General features: G+C 33.7%; 17 protein-coding genes and 2 tRNA genes. 13 read left to right on the top strand and 6 right to left on the bottom strand.

Annotation, left to right across the window (positions count from 1 at the left end; translation table 11 throughout):
* Position 1: 1 nt before the first annotated feature.
* From H510_RS0103705 to H510_RS0103675, 7 genes are all read left to right on the top strand, one after another.
* The gene (locus H510_RS0103705; protein WP_026903077.1) at positions 2-409 is read left to right on the top strand and encodes a hypothetical protein; all 408 of its coding nucleotides are present in this window, start codon (positions 2-4) and stop codon (positions 407-409) included.
* 228 nt (positions 410-637) lie between these two features.
* Positions 638-1,342: a 3'-5' exonuclease gene (locus H510_RS0103700; protein ID WP_026903076.1), complete on the top strand. Its 705-nt coding sequence runs from the start codon at positions 638-640 to the stop codon at positions 1,340-1,342.
* 72 nt (positions 1,343-1,414) lie between these two features.
* Complete coding sequence (locus H510_RS0103695; protein ID WP_026903075.1) at positions 1,415-2,647, top strand: nucleoside recognition domain-containing protein; 1,233 nt, start codon at positions 1,415-1,417, stop codon at positions 2,645-2,647.
* A gap of 15 nt (positions 2,648-2,662) precedes the next feature.
* On the top strand, positions 2,663-3,031 hold the full coding sequence (locus H510_RS0103690) for a methylglyoxal synthase (protein ID WP_026903074.1): 369 nt from the start codon (positions 2,663-2,665) through the stop codon (positions 3,029-3,031).
* 167 nt (positions 3,032-3,198) lie between these two features.
* Positions 3,199-3,657, top strand: coding sequence for a PA2169 family four-helix-bundle protein (locus H510_RS0103685; RefSeq protein ID WP_026903073.1), 459 nt, complete (start codon positions 3,199-3,201; stop codon positions 3,655-3,657).
* Between the two features lie 365 nt (positions 3,658-4,022).
* Positions 4,023-4,098: transfer RNA gene (locus H510_RS0103680), tRNA-Lys, on the top strand.
* Positions 4,099-4,149: 51 nt separating this feature from the next.
* A tRNA-Lys gene (locus tag H510_RS0103675) sits at positions 4,150-4,225 on the top strand.
* 402 nt (positions 4,226-4,627) lie between these two features.
* On the opposite strand, the gene gatC is transcribed toward H510_RS0103675, so the two are convergent.
* Positions 4,628-4,918, bottom strand: a complete 291-nt coding sequence (gatC, locus tag H510_RS0103670; protein ID WP_026903072.1) for an Asp-tRNA(Asn)/Glu-tRNA(Gln) amidotransferase subunit GatC — start codon at positions 4,916-4,918, stop codon at positions 4,628-4,630.
* A 9-nt stretch (positions 4,919-4,927) separates the two neighbouring features.
* Positions 4,928-5,593 carry a lysophospholipid acyltransferase family protein gene (locus tag H510_RS0103665; RefSeq protein WP_342662612.1) on the bottom strand — a complete coding sequence of 222 codons (666 nt, stop codon included), beginning with the start codon at positions 5,591-5,593 and terminating at the stop codon, positions 4,928-4,930.
* A 122-nt stretch (positions 5,594-5,715) separates the two neighbouring features.
* Between H510_RS0103665 and trpS the strand changes: the two genes are divergently transcribed.
* From trpS to kdsB, 3 genes are read left to right on the top strand one after another with little or no spacing between them, the layout of a single operon-like run.
* Positions 5,716-6,711: a tryptophan--tRNA ligase gene (trpS, locus tag H510_RS0103660; RefSeq protein ID WP_026903070.1), complete on the top strand. Its 996-nt coding sequence runs from the start codon at positions 5,716-5,718 to the stop codon at positions 6,709-6,711.
* A 48-nt stretch (positions 6,712-6,759) separates the two neighbouring features.
* Positions 6,760-7,377, top strand: a complete 618-nt coding sequence (locus H510_RS0103655) for a deoxynucleoside kinase (RefSeq protein ID WP_026903069.1) — start codon at positions 6,760-6,762, stop codon at positions 7,375-7,377.
* 6 nt (positions 7,378-7,383) lie between these two features.
* Positions 7,384-8,136: a 3-deoxy-manno-octulosonate cytidylyltransferase gene (kdsB, locus tag H510_RS0103650; RefSeq protein ID WP_026903068.1), complete on the top strand. Its 753-nt coding sequence runs from the start codon at positions 7,384-7,386 to the stop codon at positions 8,134-8,136.
* Here kdsB and H510_RS0103645 read toward each other — a convergent pair.
* Positions 8,114-9,388 carry a sensor histidine kinase gene (locus tag H510_RS0103645; RefSeq protein WP_026903067.1) on the bottom strand — a complete coding sequence of 425 codons (1,275 nt, stop codon included), beginning with the start codon at positions 9,386-9,388 and terminating at the stop codon, positions 8,114-8,116. The two genes, kdsB and H510_RS0103645, sit on opposite strands and share 23 nt — an antisense overlap.
* A 70-nt stretch (positions 9,389-9,458) precedes the next feature.
* Entirely contained in the window at positions 9,459-10,358 is a 900-nt protein-coding gene (locus H510_RS0103640; RefSeq protein ID WP_026903066.1) for a YitT family protein, read from the bottom strand.
* 58 nt (positions 10,359-10,416) lie between these two features.
* On the opposite strand from H510_RS0103640, the gene H510_RS0103635 reads away from it, so the two are divergent.
* The 3 genes from H510_RS0103635 to queG all read left to right on the top strand — a co-directional run bounded on the left by H510_RS0103635 (position 10,417) and on the right by queG (position 13,507).
* Positions 10,417-11,787, top strand: coding sequence for an NAD-dependent succinate-semialdehyde dehydrogenase (locus H510_RS0103635; protein WP_026903065.1), 1,371 nt, complete (start codon positions 10,417-10,419; stop codon positions 11,785-11,787).
* A 69-nt stretch (positions 11,788-11,856) separates the two neighbouring features.
* On the top strand, positions 11,857-12,465 hold the full coding sequence (locus H510_RS0103630; protein ID WP_026903064.1) for a TIGR04282 family arsenosugar biosynthesis glycosyltransferase: 609 nt from the start codon (positions 11,857-11,859) through the stop codon (positions 12,463-12,465).
* 136 nt (positions 12,466-12,601) lie between these two features.
* On the top strand, positions 12,602-13,507 hold the full coding sequence (queG, locus tag H510_RS0103625; protein ID WP_036691771.1) for a tRNA epoxyqueuosine(34) reductase QueG: 906 nt from the start codon (positions 12,602-12,604) through the stop codon (positions 13,505-13,507).
* 25 nt (positions 13,508-13,532) lie between these two features.
* Here the strand turns inward: queG and H510_RS0103620 are convergent, their stop codons facing one another.
* Together H510_RS0103620 and H510_RS0103615 are read right to left on the bottom strand one after the other, a co-directional pair.
* Positions 13,533-14,630 (bottom strand): PQQ-dependent sugar dehydrogenase, encoded by a 1,098-nt coding sequence (locus H510_RS0103620; RefSeq protein ID WP_026903062.1) that lies wholly within the window; start codon positions 14,628-14,630, stop codon positions 13,533-13,535.
* Positions 14,631-14,695: 65 nt separating this feature from the next.
* Positions 14,696-17,062 carry an endonuclease MutS2 gene (locus tag H510_RS0103615; protein ID WP_026903061.1) on the bottom strand — a complete coding sequence of 789 codons (2,367 nt, stop codon included), beginning with the start codon at positions 17,060-17,062 and terminating at the stop codon, positions 14,696-14,698.
* Positions 17,063-17,084 lie beyond the last annotated feature (22 nt).

The following is a 17,084-nucleotide window of genomic DNA, read 5'->3' as shown; positions in this document are numbered from 1 at the left end:
TATGAAAAAAGATTTACCAGAAAATCTGGTTGAAGATATTTTTATTGCAGTAGTGCTAGAAAATGAAACTCCTCATGCAAAATCATGGGGAGTTTACTTAATTAACCTCAAAGAAACGGCTATAGAAACCATTTTAGTAACTTCTAAAGGTTACGGAGAACGAAATGGCGAAGAAGTTAAAACTTCCGTTTTAAGACACATGATTCCTACTTTGGAGGCCAAAAGCTTTTCTAAAATTGAAATGATAGACGAAGAAGTTTTTGGTTTAAGTAATGAATATTGGCTTTCTTACTATTTAGGGCGAGATATTTTTGATAAAAAATTCATCTTTTTACCAGAAAGCATTGTAGAATCTAACTTTATTAAAATCCCTTTACTAAACATGCCCGGTGTAATGATTGGCGTATAAAGCTTGCCCTCTACACTACCCCTACTTTTACAAAAAATAACAATTAAACTGAATAGATTAACTATTGGGCTTAATCCTCTTAACCAAAATTATTGTTACTTGCGTGTATCAATGATGAATTGATGACATCGGGTTAAACCGATACTCTCTCCTCTTTATTTAATTGGCTACATCCCGGTTTAGTTCTTAATCCGGGATTTTTTTATTTTCGTAAAAACAATAAACCCTATGTTAGCACAATTAGATTTACAAAGCCTTTTAGTTTTAGATATAGAAACGGTTCCTCAATATCCAAACTTTCATGAATTACCTGAAAATCTACAGATACTTTGGGATAAAAAAACCTATTTTCAGCGTAAGCAAGACGAAAGTCCTGCCGAATTTTATCAAAGAGCTGGTATTTGGGCAGAGTTTGGTAAGATTATCTGTATATCGGTAGGCATTTTCAAATCAGATTCGCAGTTACGTGTTAAATCTTTTTGTTGTGATGATGAAGTAGAAATTTTAAAAGATTTCATCACCCTCTTAAATAATCAGCCTAGTAATTTAATCCTTTGCGCCCATAATGGTAAAGAGTTTGATTTCCCTTATTTATGCAGAAGAATGCTTATTAACGGACTTACCATACCCACTCAACTTCAAATTGCAGGAAAAAAGCCTTGGGAAATAAACCATTTAGACACACTAGAACTATGGAAATTTGGCGACTATAAGAATTATACTTCACTTGCACTTTTAGCTGCCATATTCAATATCCCTACCCCAAAAGACGATATAGATGGCAGCATGGTTGGCGATGTTTATTGGAATGAGAAAAATTTAGAACGGATAAGTACTTATTGCCAAAAAGATGTGATTACAACTGCTCGCTTACTACAAAAATTTAAAGGTTTGGAAATGGTAAAAGATGAGCATATCACAATTGTAGTATAGAATTTTAAAATGCAAGCTGGTTAAGGTTTATAAATTCGGAAAAAATGATAACCTTTAGGCATTAAAATCATTATGGCATTAAATTACGTTTGGATAGCATTCTTCCTAATTTCTTTTATTGTAGCTTGTATTAAGCTTTTTTTCTTTGGTGATACAACCATCTTCACCACTGTGATGAACGGGATGTTTGAGAGTGCTAAAACCGGCGGAGAAATATCTTTAGGTTTAATTGGCATCATGACATTTTGGTTAGGTATCATGAAAATTGGGGAAAAAGCGGGTATGATAAGCTTATTTGCTAAAGGAGTAAATCCTTTTTTTAGCAAATTATTTCCTGGCGTACCTAAAAACCATCCGGCCAACGGCTCCATCATCATGAATTTTTCTGCTAATATGCTCGGTTTAGACAATGCTGCTACTCCAGTGGGTCTTAAAGCCATGCAAGAACTTCAAGAAATTAATCCAGATAAAAACACCGCTACCAATGCCCAAATTATGTTTCTGGTATTGAATACAGCAGGTATTACACTAATTCCTACTTCTGTAATTGCGTTAAGACTGGCCAATGGTGCTGCTAATCCAGCAGATATTTTTATCCCCTCTTTAATAGGTACTTTTATTTCGTTTATTTCTGGAATGATAGCAGTAGCCATCTATCAAAAAATAAACCTTTTTAAACTTCCAGTACTTTTATTTTTAGGCTTTTTTGCAGGCCTAATGGCAGCCTTATATTTTGGTTTAAATGGCTTACCACCAAAAGAAATAGAAAATATTACAGGATTAATTGGCGGATTATTAATTTTCTCCATCATTATGCTTTTTATAGGCTATGGTGCTGTTAAAAAAATTAATGTGTACGATGCTTTTATAGACGGTGCTAAAGAAGGTTTTTCCACTGCCGTGATGATTATCCCCTTCTTGATAGCCATATTAGTTGCCATTAGTGCTTTTAGAAATACAGGCTGTATGGATTATCTGGTAAACGGAATTGGAAGTTTGGTTGCCCTTGCTGGTCTTGATACTTCTTTTGTACCCGCATTACCTGTTGGCTTAATGAAAACGTTAAGCGGTGGCGGTGCCAGAGGTTTAATGGTTGATGTAATGACCACTTACGGTGCCGATTCTTTTCAGGGAAGATTAGCCAGCATTATACAAGGTTCATCAGAAACCACTTTTTATGTTTTAGCAGTATATTTTGGCTCTATTGGGATAAAAAATACCAGACATGCACTTGTTTGCGGCTTAGTTGCTGATTTTGTTGGTTTAATTGCCGCTATATTTTTAGCTTACATATTTTTCGGATAACAAAATAAATATAAAATGAAGAAACGTATTGCTCTAATTGCCCATGATGGAAGAAAAGCAGAAATGGTAGCTTTTGTAAAAGATTTTAAAGAAATTTTAGCTCGTATGGATTTAGTTGCTACCGGTACCACAGGTGGACATATAGAAAGAACTGGACTTACAGTAACCAAAAAACTAAGTGGCCCAAATGGTGGCGATGCCCAAATTGCCGCTATGGCTGCAGAAGGTTTGTTAGACTGTATTTTGTTTTTTAGAGACCCACTAGGTAAGCATCCACACGAGCCAGACGTACAAATGCTTTTAAGAATTTGCGATGTACACAATGTACCTTTGGCTACTAATCCTGCAACAGCAAAATTCTTACTTTTAGGTATTGAGGAATAGCCAAATAAAAATTAATTTAGTTTAATACCGGTATAGACGTATCTTTTTATACTGATAGCCGGTAAATTAAACTTTTTTAATGATGAATCTTTAGTACTTTATTTTATAAGATAAACATTTGGAACAGTAATTGTAAAACTTGGTATACATCAAAAAATATGAATACCATGGAAACAATTGCAATGACAACAGAGATTCTGAATGATTTAGTAAAAATCAATAACGACAGAATTGTAGGCTATGAAAGAGCCATTAAAGAATTAAAAGATGAAGATGCAGATTTAAAAGTTTTATTTGCTGATATGATTAGAGAAAGTCATCGCTATAAAATGGCCTTAGCAACAGAACTAAGCGTTTTAGGTGCTGATATAGAAAGTGAGACTACTACCAGCGGTAAAATTTATAGAGCATGGATGGATGTTAAAGCCGCTTTTACTGGACACGATAGAAAATCTATTTTAGCAAGTTGCGAGTTTGGTGAAGATGCCGCCCAAAAAGCTTATGAAGCTGCACTTAAAGAAGAGGATTTACCTGCACATATCATCACTATGGTTTCTGAGCAAAAACAATCTTTAAGATTATCTCATGATCAAATTAAAGCTTTGAGAGATCAGCAGGTTGATTAATTTTTAATCAAGATTTATTTAAGAAGGCTGCCTTTAAAATCATTTATTAAACATAGTGATACTAACACTAAACACCCTAATAATGATTTTATAAAGCAGCCTTCTTTTTTACAAGCTAAAATACTCTTACAAATTTACTAGGTCCTATGATGGCAAATAAAAATCTTACGTTAAATAATACCGCTGAAGAAACTCCTAGATTTACTTTTTAGCCATTTTGATACTCTGATTTTATCATCAAAAAATTTTAACCCCTTAAAGTTCAATAGCTTCTAAAAAAAGGCAAAAATCATTTGCATGATATAGCTTAGAACACTATCTTTGCACAACTTTCAAGAAAACGTTTAACACGAACATGAAAGTATGATTCCGTAGCTCAGCTGGTAGAGCATTACACTTTTAATGTAGTGGTCCTGGGTTCGAATCCCAGCGGGATCACCAGTAATACACAAGCCTCAGCAAGTGAGGCTTTTTTTATCGAAATAAGAAATTGATTCCGTAGCTCAGCTGGTAGAGCATTACACTTTTAATGTAGTGGTCCTGGGTTCGAATCCCAGCGGGATCACCAATATTTTCAAATAAAAAGCTCTGTTAGATAAATCTGGCAGAGCTTTTTTTGTATTTATTAAAAAAATTTATAAGCTATCTGGCGTACATTTTTTCAATAAATCTAAATTCACTAATAAAGGATATGTAAATATTATTGATTCTTATGGGCAGGTAAGGAATGTAAAAATTATAAAAGGTATAGATAAGATTGTAGATAATGAGGTAAAGAAAATGATAAGTTCACTACCAAACTGGACACCGGCACACAAAACTGAAAGCCTGTGAGCGTATCATATAGTTTACCTATTCTCTTTGATTATTTAGAAGATTAATAACCGCTACCATCAACAGAAAAGAAATCATCAATCATTCCTCCTTATGAGCTTATTACCTGAACGGAAAAAATTTGCCCTAACTTTTATTACTTCTCTATCACTTTAGAAACCTTAAAATAAGCTTCATTTTTAAGTGGCGCATTGCTTAAAGCTTCTTCCCTACTTATTTCTTGTATCACTTCATCGGGTCTCAATACATTCACATGCTCATTCATATAGATAAGAGGTTCTACACCGGTGGTATCTAATTCGCCTAGCTTTTCCATAAAACTAAGAATCTCGCTTAGTTCTTCAATAAATCTATTTTTTTCTTCTTCTGTTAAAACTAACCTAGCCAAATGAGCTATTTTATCTACTGTTTCTTTATCAATTTTCATCAGAATAAGCTAACTATCCTTGTAAATTTTATAATTTAATGCCGAATGTACGATTTCAAAAACATTATTTTTAAGATTTTCTTCATCTTTTTCTGATAAGTTTTCTGTATATACCGGTTCATGAATTATGATATCACATTTACCGGGTTTAGAACCGTAGCGTTTACCATCATCCCAAAGGATTTCCCAATTGTTAACAATGCTTACCGGTAGAATAGGGATTTTTAAACTGATAGCTAATTTAAAAGGTCCATTTTTAAAGGGATGTAAAAGTGGAGGATACTCATCTCCTATTTTACCTTCCGGAAAAATAATTAAAGACATACCTTCTTTTAATCGCTCTCCAGCAGTTTTAAAAGCCCTGTAAGATGACATTTTACTTTGCCTATTTACAGGAACATCTATAGTTTTAAAATAAAGAGCTGTTAATGGATTATTCAGCAGCTCATCTTTCCCCATAAAGAAAAAATTATTTTTCATCAGCATGGTCATAGCTAAAATATCCATATTAGAAGAATGGTTAGCGCAAACAATATAAGTTTTACTCCAATCAATTTTTTCTTTAAAATGATAGGTGTACCTGATACCAGAAAAAAAACAGGCTAATTTGGCATTCCACTGTCTTATTTTATTGAGTTTATGGTAACTACGCTGATTTCTTGAATAACCATACAACCACGGATATAAAAGAAAATAAAACAGTAACACCATCAAATGGTAAAAATAAAGATGCAGCTGTTTCAAAATTTGTTTCATCAATTTCAAAAATAGAAATTTTCTGTACTTTCGTTGCCTATATGGAAACTGTTGTTAGTGGCATAAGGTCCACAGGAAAATTACATCTGGGAAATTATTACGGTGCTGTAAAAAATTTCATTAAAATGCAGGAGCAATATAATTGTTTCTTTTTTATTGCAGATTATCATTCTTTAACTACACATCCAACGCCAGAAAATCTACATGGTAATGTTAAACATGTATTGGTAGAATATCTGGCAGCCGGCTTAGACCCAGAAAAATGCACATTATACGTCCAATCTGATGTGCCTGAGGTAACCGAGCTTTACCTGTATCTAAACATGAATGCCTATTTGGGCGAGCTGGAAAGAAGCACTTCTTTTAAAGATAAAGTACGCTCACAACCTCAAAATGTTAATGCAGGTTTATTAACCTATCCGGTTTTAATGGCTGCTGATATTATTTTACACCATGCTACAAAAGTACCTGTTGGGAAAGATCAAGAACAACATTTAGAAATGGCCCGTACTTTTGGTAACCGTTTTAACAACTTATACCAAACAGATTATTTTAAAGAGCCTTATGCTTTTAATTTTTCTGAGCAATTGATTAAAATACCTGGCTTAGATGGTAAAGGTAAAATGGGAAAATCTGAAGGAGAAATGAATGCGGTTTATTTATCAGACAGCCCAGAAATCATCAAAAAGAAGGTAATGAAAGCTGTTACCGATAGTGGCCCAACAGTAGAAAACCAAGAAAAGCCTCAAGAAATACAAAATCTTTTTGACTTGATGAAGGTAGTATCAACAGAAGATACTTATCAGTATTTTGAAACTGCTTATAATAGCTGCACCATAAGATATGGCGATTTTAAAAAGCAAATTGCTGAAGATATGATTTTAGCCACAGCAGATATCAGATTAAAAATTGAAGATATAGCTAAAAACACAAGTCTTTTGCATAAAGTTGCTAAACTTGGGGCCGAGAAGGCGAGAGAAAGCGCATCAAAAACGATAAAAGAAGTAAGAGAAATAATTGGTTTCAGACCATTTTAATTTTAATTTAGAGAAATCAGAGCATTTTTTTCAGAACAATAAAGCATTATGCATATAGCCGTTGTTGGTAATATAGGAGCCGGAAAAACCACCCTTACCGAATTATTAGCCAAAAATTATAATTGGGAAGCCATGTTTGAGGCTGTTGATAACAATCCGTATCTAGAAGATTTTTATAGCGACATGAAAAGATGGAGCTTTAACTTACAGATTTACTTCTTAAACAGTAGGTTTCAGCAGATTAGAGACATCCAAAGTAGCAACAAAAACATCATACAAGACCGTACCATTTATGAGGATGCCTATATTTTTGCTGAGAACCTTCATGAAATGGGCTTAATGACCAGTAGAGATTACGAAAACTATCAATCTATCTTTGATAATATTACAGCTTATATTAAACCGCCTGATTTATTAATTTATTTAAAAGCATCTGTACCTACTTTGGTAGAAAATATACAAAGAAGAGGACGCGAATATGAGGCAAGTATACGTTTAGATTATCTACAGAAACTAAATGAGAAGTACGATAAATGGATTAAAAGCTATAAATCAGGAAAATTACTCATTTTGGATAAAGATAAACTTGATTTTGCTAATAAACCAGATGATTTAAGTATCGTTATAGAAAGTATAGAAAGAGAAATTAACGGTTTATTTAAATAATTTTTAATGAAAATATTAGGTGTTATCCCTGCCAGATTTGCTTCTACCCGTTTTCCGGGTAAACCTTTGATAGATTTAGCAGGAAAATCCATGATCCAAAGGGTTTATGAGCAAACACAGCAGGCCAGCTCTTTGGCCGATGTTATTGTAGCTACGGATGATACCAAAATATTTCAAGCTGTAAAGCAATTTGGTGGAAATGTTATCATGACTGCCGACACACACGTAAGTGGAACCGATAGGTGTGCAGAAGTTGCCCAAAAAGTAAGTGGTTTTGATGCCCTGATAAATATTCAAGGTGATGAACCTTTGATAGACCCTAATCAGATTAATTTAGTAGCAGGCTGCTTCAATGATATATCAACCCAGATAGCTACTCTGGTTAAAAAGATTGAAACTTATGAGGAGCTTTATAATTTTAATACCCCAAAGGTGTTATTAAATAACAAAAAAGAGGCTATATATTTTAGCAGACAAACTCTACCCTATTTAAGAGACGTAGAATCTACCAAATGGCTAGAAAAACATACTTTTTATAAGCATATAGGCATCTATGGATACAAAACACCTACTTTAAGTATCATCTCTCAGTTAGAAATAGGTAGTTTAGAAAAGGCAGAGGGCTTAGAGCAATTAAGATGGATAGAAAACGGTTTTAATATTAAAGTTGCCATCACACAAACAGATACTTTAGCTATTGATACTCCTGCTGATGTTAACAAAGTTTTAGAAGCTATTAAGAATGATAAGGTATCGTAATTTTAAATTGCGTACCCGGATTTAAATTTTCATATCCGATACTTCCCTTTTTATACTCGATAATCTTTTTAATCAGATATAATCCTAAGCCGTTACCATCAGATTTTACGTTTCCGCGATAATACATGGTAAAAATATGGTCTTTTATCTGGTCTGATATTCCTTCACCATCATCTTTAACTATTATCGTTAAATGATGATTTGATAAAGATAAACTTGCTTTTATATTAGCTACGTGATGAGAATATTTAATACTATTCTCAATAAGATTTTCCATGATAACACTTAACAAAAATCTACTAAAAATTAATGGTTTTTGTATATAATCTATCAATTGTAGGTTTACTTTTTTAGTTTTGGAAACTTCTTCTAATTGCGCTTTAAGTTCGGTTATAAAATTTGGCAGGTTAATTTCTTCATTTTCATGGATTTCTAAAGATGATAAAGCGTTAAGCTTATACAACATCCTGTACAAACCTTTTACAGAAAGTTCTATATAGCCAAGCAAATCTAGCATCTGGCTACCATCTTGAGTTTCTTTGAGTAAATTAACCACACCATGTATGTTGGTTAATGGAGCTCTAAAATCGTGAGAGGTATGGTAAAACAGCGTTTTCAACTCTTTATTGATGTTATTTAAATCTTCTGTTCTCTGCTCTATCCTACTTTCTAACTCTTCTTTTAAAACCTTTATCTGAGCATTTTGAACTTTCATTTGTTGATGTTGATGTTCTAAGCTATCTATCAAAAAAAACTGATGAAGCTTGTTACACAGCGTATCAGCTATAAGCTTTAGAAAATTAAAATCTTCATCTAATTCTGGATATTCATGGATGTATCCAACCGTAATAACCATTTGCACATCTTTAAAAGCAGATAAGGGTAAGGATAATATCGCTTTAAAAGGACTATCTAAACTATCAATACCGAAAAAAGGAATATTAAACCTTAGTATATCGGCCTTATTTCTACAATAGATAAATTTACCACCAGCAAAAACTTTACCTTCGGCTTGTTTATCCTTAAGGTTTAAACCTGATGCATCAACATCTCTAACCTGATGAGAAGTCCAATATTTACCTTGATAATTAAAACAGAATTTAATTGCAGAGACTTTTAAAAGAGAGAAGATATAGGAATTTAGTACTTCCTCTATCTCCTCTACATGAATACATTTATTCAGTGTATTTAAGAAAGAGTAAAATACGTCATTCCTCTCTGATTTGATAGTGCTCAGAGAAAAATAGTTCATTGTTGAGAGTGTTAATTTTGTATTAAATCTAAACAATTTAATTCATAATTTTTTGTTTTACTATTAATACTTAATGTAAAGGTCTAGGCTTAACCATACCACCGTAAGTATCATCAACAGTATGCATTACAATAAATGCCTGCTTATCTATGCTTTTCACCAAATTTTTTAATCTGGTTACCTCTAATCTGGTAACTACTGTAAAGACAATGTTTAAACCTCTTTCTTCTAATGGTACATTCTTCACATAGCCACGTTCACCTTTGTAAATGGTGACAGCTCTTCCCATAATTTTAATAACAGCTTGTCTAATCTCCTCACTCTCGGCAGAAATTATGGTTACACCAATATACTCCTCAATACCATGAATAATAAAATCAACTGTTTTAGAGGCAGCTAAATAAGTTAATATCGCATACAAAGCTGTTTCTATATTGATTAAAAAAGCAGCAAATCCAAAAATGATGATATTAAATAACAGGATGATATCGCCAACACTTAAACTTATTTTTCTACTTAAATAAAGAGCCAAAACTTCTGTACCATCAATTACAGCCCCACCCCTGATGGTTAAACCAATGCCTGCACCCAGAAAAAATCCTCCAAAAACAGAAATCAATAGTTTATCTGTGGTAACGATAGGATAAAAATTAAAACTGAGCATAATAGCAAGGCCTGTAATGGCCAGAATAGTTTTGATAGCAAAAGCCCTTGATATTTGTTTAGAGCCTAGCAATACAAATGGAATATTAACCAATACAACCCAAATAGAAAGCGGAATACCTCCTAAAATATACAACATCAAGGAGATTCCCATTGCGCCTCCATCCAAAAAATGATTGGGAAGTAAAAAACTTTTTAAGCCAAAAGCTGCGGAAGATATACCTAAGACCACAAACAAAGTCTCTTTTATAAAAACTTTAGGGTCTGATTTTTGATAAGCGTACTTAACTTTCTTTTTTACTCTCATTAGCGCTTTAAAATAACAAATTTTGTAAGTAAAGCTGAGATTTTTTATTAAAATAGTTATGAATTTAAAAAGTATTAACCCTTATAACGAAAAGCAACTTGCTAGTTACAAACAACATAATCAAAAACAGTTAGCAAATAAAGTTCAACAAGCACAGCAAGCGTGGATAAACTATCAGCAAACAAGCATATCGCAAAGGGCAGTTTGGATGAATAACTTAGCGCAACAACTTATTCAACAGCAAGAGCATTTGGCAAAACTTGTTACAGAAGAGATGGGAAAACCTATAGCAGACGGTATTGCAGAAGTAAAAAAATGTGCATCTGTATGTGAGTATTATGCCAAACATGCCGAAGAATTTCTTAAAGATGAAATTGTTAATACAGATGCTAAAAAAAGCTTTATCAGCTACCAACCACTTGGTATTATATTAGCCATTATGCCTTGGAATTTCCCTTATTGGCAAGTTTTTAGATTCTTAGCCCCTGCATTAATGGCTGGCAATGCTGCTTTATTAAAACATGCATCTAACGTAAGCGCTTGTGCTTTAGCTATAGAAGAGTTAGCCTATGCCGCTGGTTTTCCGGATGATATATTTCAGGTTTTATTATGTGATAGCAAAAGTTTAGCTGTAGTGATAGAAAATCCGCTAGTAAAAGCTATCACTTTAACCGGAAGTACGCAAGCCGGTATACAAGTAGCTAAAAAAGCTGGCGAATTACTTAAAAAAACGGTTTTAGAACTTGGTGGTAGCGACCCGTATATTATTCTTGAAGATGCAGACTTAGAGCAAGCTGCCGAAATATGCGTAAATTCTCGATTAATTAATAACGGGCAAAGCTGTATTGCAGCTAAACGTTTTATTGTGGTTAAAACTATTGAAAAAGCTTTTATCCAACTTTTTGTAGCAAAAATGAAAGCTAAAACTTATGGGAATCCAACAGAGCCGGGCACAGATTTAGGCCCAATGGCAAGGATTGACCTCAGGGATGAGCTACATCAACAAGTAACAGAAAGCATTAAAAAAGGTGCTAAATGTATTTTAGGAGGCTTTATTCCTGAAGGCAAAGGAGCCTTTTATCCACCAACGGTATTAACAAAAGTAAAAAAAGGAATGTCTGCTTACCATGATGAGCTATTTGGACCAGTTGCCGCCATCATATCAGCTAAAAATGAAGATGATGCTATTAAAATAGCAAATGACACTGTTTTTGGATTAGGAGGAGCTATTTTCACTAAAGATTTAGCTAAAGGAGAACAGATTGCTAAAGAAAAACTGCAAGCTGGTTCTTGCTTTGTTAATAGCTTAGTAAAGTCTGACCCTAGATTGCCTTTCGGCGGAATTAACCAATCTGGCTATGGTAGAGAGTTAAGCTTAATTGGGATGAGAGAGTTTTTGAATATTAAAACTGTTTATATTCAAGAATAAGTAAAACCCAAAGATATACAACATCGTAAATGACATTAGTAAAATTGATACTAAATCAACAATAATAGCATGCAAGAAAGCAAAGAAGCACTTATTATATTCCTCAAATATCCAGAACTAGGTCGAGCAAAAACCAGATTAGCAGCAAGTATTGGAAATGAAAAAACACTTAAAGTTTATATTGAATTATTAAATCATACTAATCTGATTACTAAAAACTTAAATTTTAGCAAGTTCTTATATTATGACAAGGTGTCAGAGAATAAACTCGACTGGAAGGAAGGAAATTATACCCATGCCTATCAGACAGAAAGTGATTTAGGCGGAAGAATGGCACAAGCCTTTGAAGATACTTTTGCTAAAGGATTTGAGCGTGTTGTTATTATAGGATCTGACTGTTATGATTTAAGTAGTAATATTATTGAAGAAGCCTTTAAAGCGCTTCAAAATCATGATGTTGTTGTAGGACCAGCAGAAGATGGTGGTTATTATTTAATTGGTTTAAGTAAAATGAATAAACAACTTTTTACGGAGATTGAATGGAGTACTGAACAAGTATTGAACACGACAATACAGAAATGTAAAGCAGCCAATTTATCTTATCGCTTATTAGAAACCTTATCTGATATTGATACTATTGAAGATCTTAATCCTTACCTAAAGCAAATTATTAAATAACACATATATACTACTGAATTACAGGATAAATTAACTTTTAAGAAACACAAATTATCGGTCTATTAGCCAGAGATTATATCTAAAATCTTTAAGCTATCTTTGCCATGTGAAGAACAAACAGCAAGTATACACCAACATGATAAAGGCCGAAGCAAAGCGCTTAGGCTTTATGTTTTGTGGCATAGCTAAAGCTGATTTTCTTGCAGAAGAAGCACCAAAACTAGAACAATGGTTAAAAGAAGGAAGACATGGAAAGATGTCTTATATGGAGAACCATTTTGATAAGAGATTAGACCCAAGGTTATTGGTTGATGGTGCAAAATCTGTCATTTCTGTTGCATTAAACTATTATACTCCTCAACAACAAACAGACACTGAAGCACCTAAAATATCTAAATATGCTTATGGTACCGATTATCACTTTGTGATAAAAGATAAATTAAAAGCTTTACAGCAATTTATTACGAAGAATATAGGCGAAGTAGCCGGAAGAGCTTTTGTTGATTCTGCCCCTGTTTTAGATAAAACCTGGGCAAAAAAAGCCGGCACAGGTTGGATTGGTAAAAATAGCAACCTCTTAAATAAGCAAACAGGGTCTTTTTTCTTTCTTGCGGAGTTAATTATTGATTTGGAATTAGCTTATGACCACCCATTCCAAACCGACCATTGCGGTACTTGTACCAAATGTATTGACGCATGCCCCACAGAAGCTATTATTAAACCTTATGTGGTTGATGGTAGCAAATGCATTTCTTACTTAACCATAGAGCTAAAAGAGCAAATCCCTAATGAGTTTAAAGGCAAAATGGACAATTGGATGTTTGGTTGCGACGTTTGCCAAGATGTTTGTCCTTGGAATAGGTTTTCTACGCCTCATCAAGAAGAGCAATTTATCCCTCACCCAGATTTGCTACATTTTAATAAAAGAGATTGGGAAGAAATTACCGATGATGTTTTTTCAAAACTCTTCAAAAAATCAGCTGTAAAGCGAACCAAATTAGCAGGCTTACAACGCAACATCAACTTTTTAAAATCTTATTAAAATCTAAACTTTTTATTTAAGTAGATCAATTAGACCTACTGATTTCTATTATTTTATCATTTGTACCATTGCTGGTAGAAAAATAAACCTTGCCATCTGGTGCAACACAAATAGCTCTTTTTCTTCCGTATCGGGTTCCAAAATAATCTTGACTAGCTACTATAGCTGTACCTGCATCGTTTAGCTTTAACTGCACCAATTTACTAGCTTTTAAGGTAACCAATAGTAAAGAGTTTTTCCATTGTGGTATGCTGTTATGGTTGTAATAAGTTAATCCGGCGGTGGCTATGGTTGGTGTCCAAGTTTGTAAAGGTGCAGCAACGTTATTAGTTGTACAAAAAGCATTTTCTGTACTATTATCACAAGCACCTACAACATTCGGCCATCCATAATTACGATTTTTCTCTATCAAATTTATCTCATCATCGGTATTAGGACCATGTTCTGATGCATATAATTTACCATTCACCATCACTAAGCCTTGCGCATTACGATGCCCGAAAGACCAAACAGCACTATTAGGCGAAGGGTTATCAGCAGGTATACTACCGTTCAGGTCTATTCTTAAAACTTTACCTGCCAAAGAATTTTTGTTTTGTGCCAACGCAGTATTATTAGCATCTCCGGTGGTTATAAAAAGCTTTAAATCAGGCGAAATTAGCAATCTACTTCCATTATGAATATTAGCAGCTGGGATATTATCTAACAGAACCAACGGGCTGTTAAGTGTTTGATTATTATAGGTATATCTCACTACTTTCTCAGTATAAACACCTAGTCTGTTATAGTTATAGACAATATAAACATAGGGCTCGGTAGCAAAATTAGGGTGTAAAGCCATTCCTAATAGCCCGCCTTCTCCTCTAGCATCAACATCCGGAACTGTAAATAAAGGTTTTACTTGTTTAGTTGCTATTTCTAGTCTGCTAATTTTGCCACTACGTTCTGTAAACCATAAGTGATTATCAGGCCCATAAACAATCTCCCAAGGATGAGAAAGTCCTGTTGCCATTTCTGTAGTAGCAAATTCTGCATCAGTTAAAGGTATTTCCTCTTGCTGTGCTTTCTTTTTACAGGCTATAAAGAAAAAGAATAGTGCTAAGCTTAATAAACTATATTTCATAATAGGTGATTTTGAAATATAAACGTTTATCTGCAAGAAATAGTTTTTACACCTTGATTATCAAACTATTTTAGATACACATAAGTAATCCCATCCCCGCCCCTATCGGCATGTTCGTCTTCCATTCTACTTACTTCACTATATTTTTTCAGGTAGTTTCTTATCAGTTTCCTTAAAATACCATCGCCTTTACCATGTATTACTTTAAAAGAATTCATGTTAAACATAATAGCTTTATCCAGATATTTTTCTATTTCGTAGAGTGCATCATCACCTCTTTTACCTCTTACATCTATTTCACTTACAAAATCTGCGGCAGACTGAGTATGAGTTACTCTGCTAAGTTTGCGTATATCTTTAGGAACCTCGCTATTAGAAACTTTACTAGCTCTGTTCTTTTTTACAACAGACCTTAACTCCCCAAAAGCGATAATCAAATTATCTTTGTTAACCTCTAAAACTTGTGCTACGTTGCCAGAATCTATTAATTTAACCCAATCGCCTTCTTTAATCTCTGTAGTTTCTGCAGTTGCTTGTTTAGGTTTCTCTGCCTTTATTTCATGCTTTTTAAGCTCTGTATGAAGCTTACTTCTTAATTCCTGAGTTTTCTCCTTATCGGCTTTACTTCCTTTTATTTCAGCAATGGTATTTTCTATCAGCTTATTGGCATTTTTAATGATTTGTTGCGCTTCAAGCTTAGCTTCTTTAATGAGGTTTTTCTTATTCTCATCATAGAAAGCTTTTAACTTCTCATTCTCATCTAATAATGATTTTGCTTTTCGCTGAAGTTTATCTATCTCTATCTTTTTCTCAAGAACCTCTTTTTTATCGCGTTCTAAATCAATCAATAAAGTATCTACTTTTCTTTGCTGAATGCTGATTTTGCTTTTCGCTAAATCTAGCAATTGTTTAGATAAACCTATCTTTTGCGCAATTTCAAAAGCATAGGAACTGCCGGGCTTACCCATCTCTAACATATAAAGAGGTTGCAGATGGATATTATCAAAAATCATAGATGCATTTTCAATCCCAGTGGTATGGTTTGCAAATATTTTAAGATTAGAGTAGTGTGTGGTAATTACTCCGTAAGCGTTTTTCTTGTTGATGATTTCTAGAACAGCTTCAGCAATGGGCCCACCAAATTGAGGATCGGTACCGGTACCAAATTCATCAATCAAAACCAAGGTTTTAGCATTAGAAAACTCCGTGAAGTATTTCATTTTTGATAGATGGGCGCTATAAGTACTTAAATCACTCTCTATAGATTGATCGTCTCCGATATCAGCAAAAAGCTGTTTAAATATACCGAATTCTGATTCCTCTGCCACAGGCACCAACAAACCTGCTTGAACCATAATTTGCAGTAAACCAACCGTTTTCATGGCTACAGATTTACCCCCAGCATTAGGACCAGAAACCAGTAAAATCCTGGTTTTTTCATCTAAATGCATATTTAATGGCACAACTGCTTTCCCGTTTTGCTTTGCCCCTATAACCAACAAAGGATGACGAGCATTCACTAATTTTAACCTCGTATCTTTTAAAACAACAGGCATTTCTGCATCTATTTCTATAGCGAAAAGTGCTTTAGCTCTTACAAAATCTAGCTTAGTTAAGAAATTATGATACGAATATAAAATAGGTACGTAAGGACGAGTTTTATCGGTTAACTCGGTTAAAATTTTGATAATTTCCCTTCTACGCTCAAACTCCATATCCCTTATCAGGTTATTGAGGTTGAAAACTTCTTCGGGTTCTATGTAAACGGTTTGCCCAGATGCAGATTCATCATGAACAAAACCTTTTAATTTCCTTTTATTTTCTGCTAAAATAGGAATACAAATTCTGCCATCTCTAACGGTTAAGCTACCATCGGCAACCCAGTTGTTTTGTTGGGCATATTTATAAATCTGATCTACTTTTTTACGGGCATCTTGCTCTGCTTTAGCAATAGCATCGGTTAAATAAGCTAATTCTTTAGATGCATTATTCTTGATTTTACCCTTAACATCTATAATAGCTTCTATATTTTTAATGATGCTTTTTTCTATAGGTAAATGCTCAAAAAGTGCTTCTAAATTAGGATACAAGCCATTCCGCTCTTCAAAATATTTGATAACCGCAAAAACTGTAAGCAAAGAATTATAAATCTGAAAAAACTCTTCCTCACTTAAAAAAGTACCTTCTATTTTGGCTTTATCAGAAAGTCTTTTGATGTCAAAAAAACTTTGGATGGGTAAAGGCTGGTCGTTTTTAATGATGTTTTTAAATTCTTGCGTTTGCTTCAAGAACTTAATTATTTGATCATAATTAGCCATGAACTGGATTTTATCCACCATTCCACGCCCCATATCACTCATACAAAAAGATCTGATGTTTGCTTTTATCTCATCAAAACCTAATTTGTCTAAACTATTTACTGGATAAATCATCTACTGCTCAAATTAAACTAGA

This window comes from Pedobacter glucosidilyticus DSM 23534, assembly GCF_000425145.1.
GTDB lineage: Bacteria > Bacteroidota > Bacteroidia > Sphingobacteriales > Sphingobacteriaceae > Pseudopedobacter > Pseudopedobacter glucosidilyticus.
Note: the sequence above shows the minus strand (reverse complement) of the source record. Positions and strands in the feature narration are given on the sequence as shown.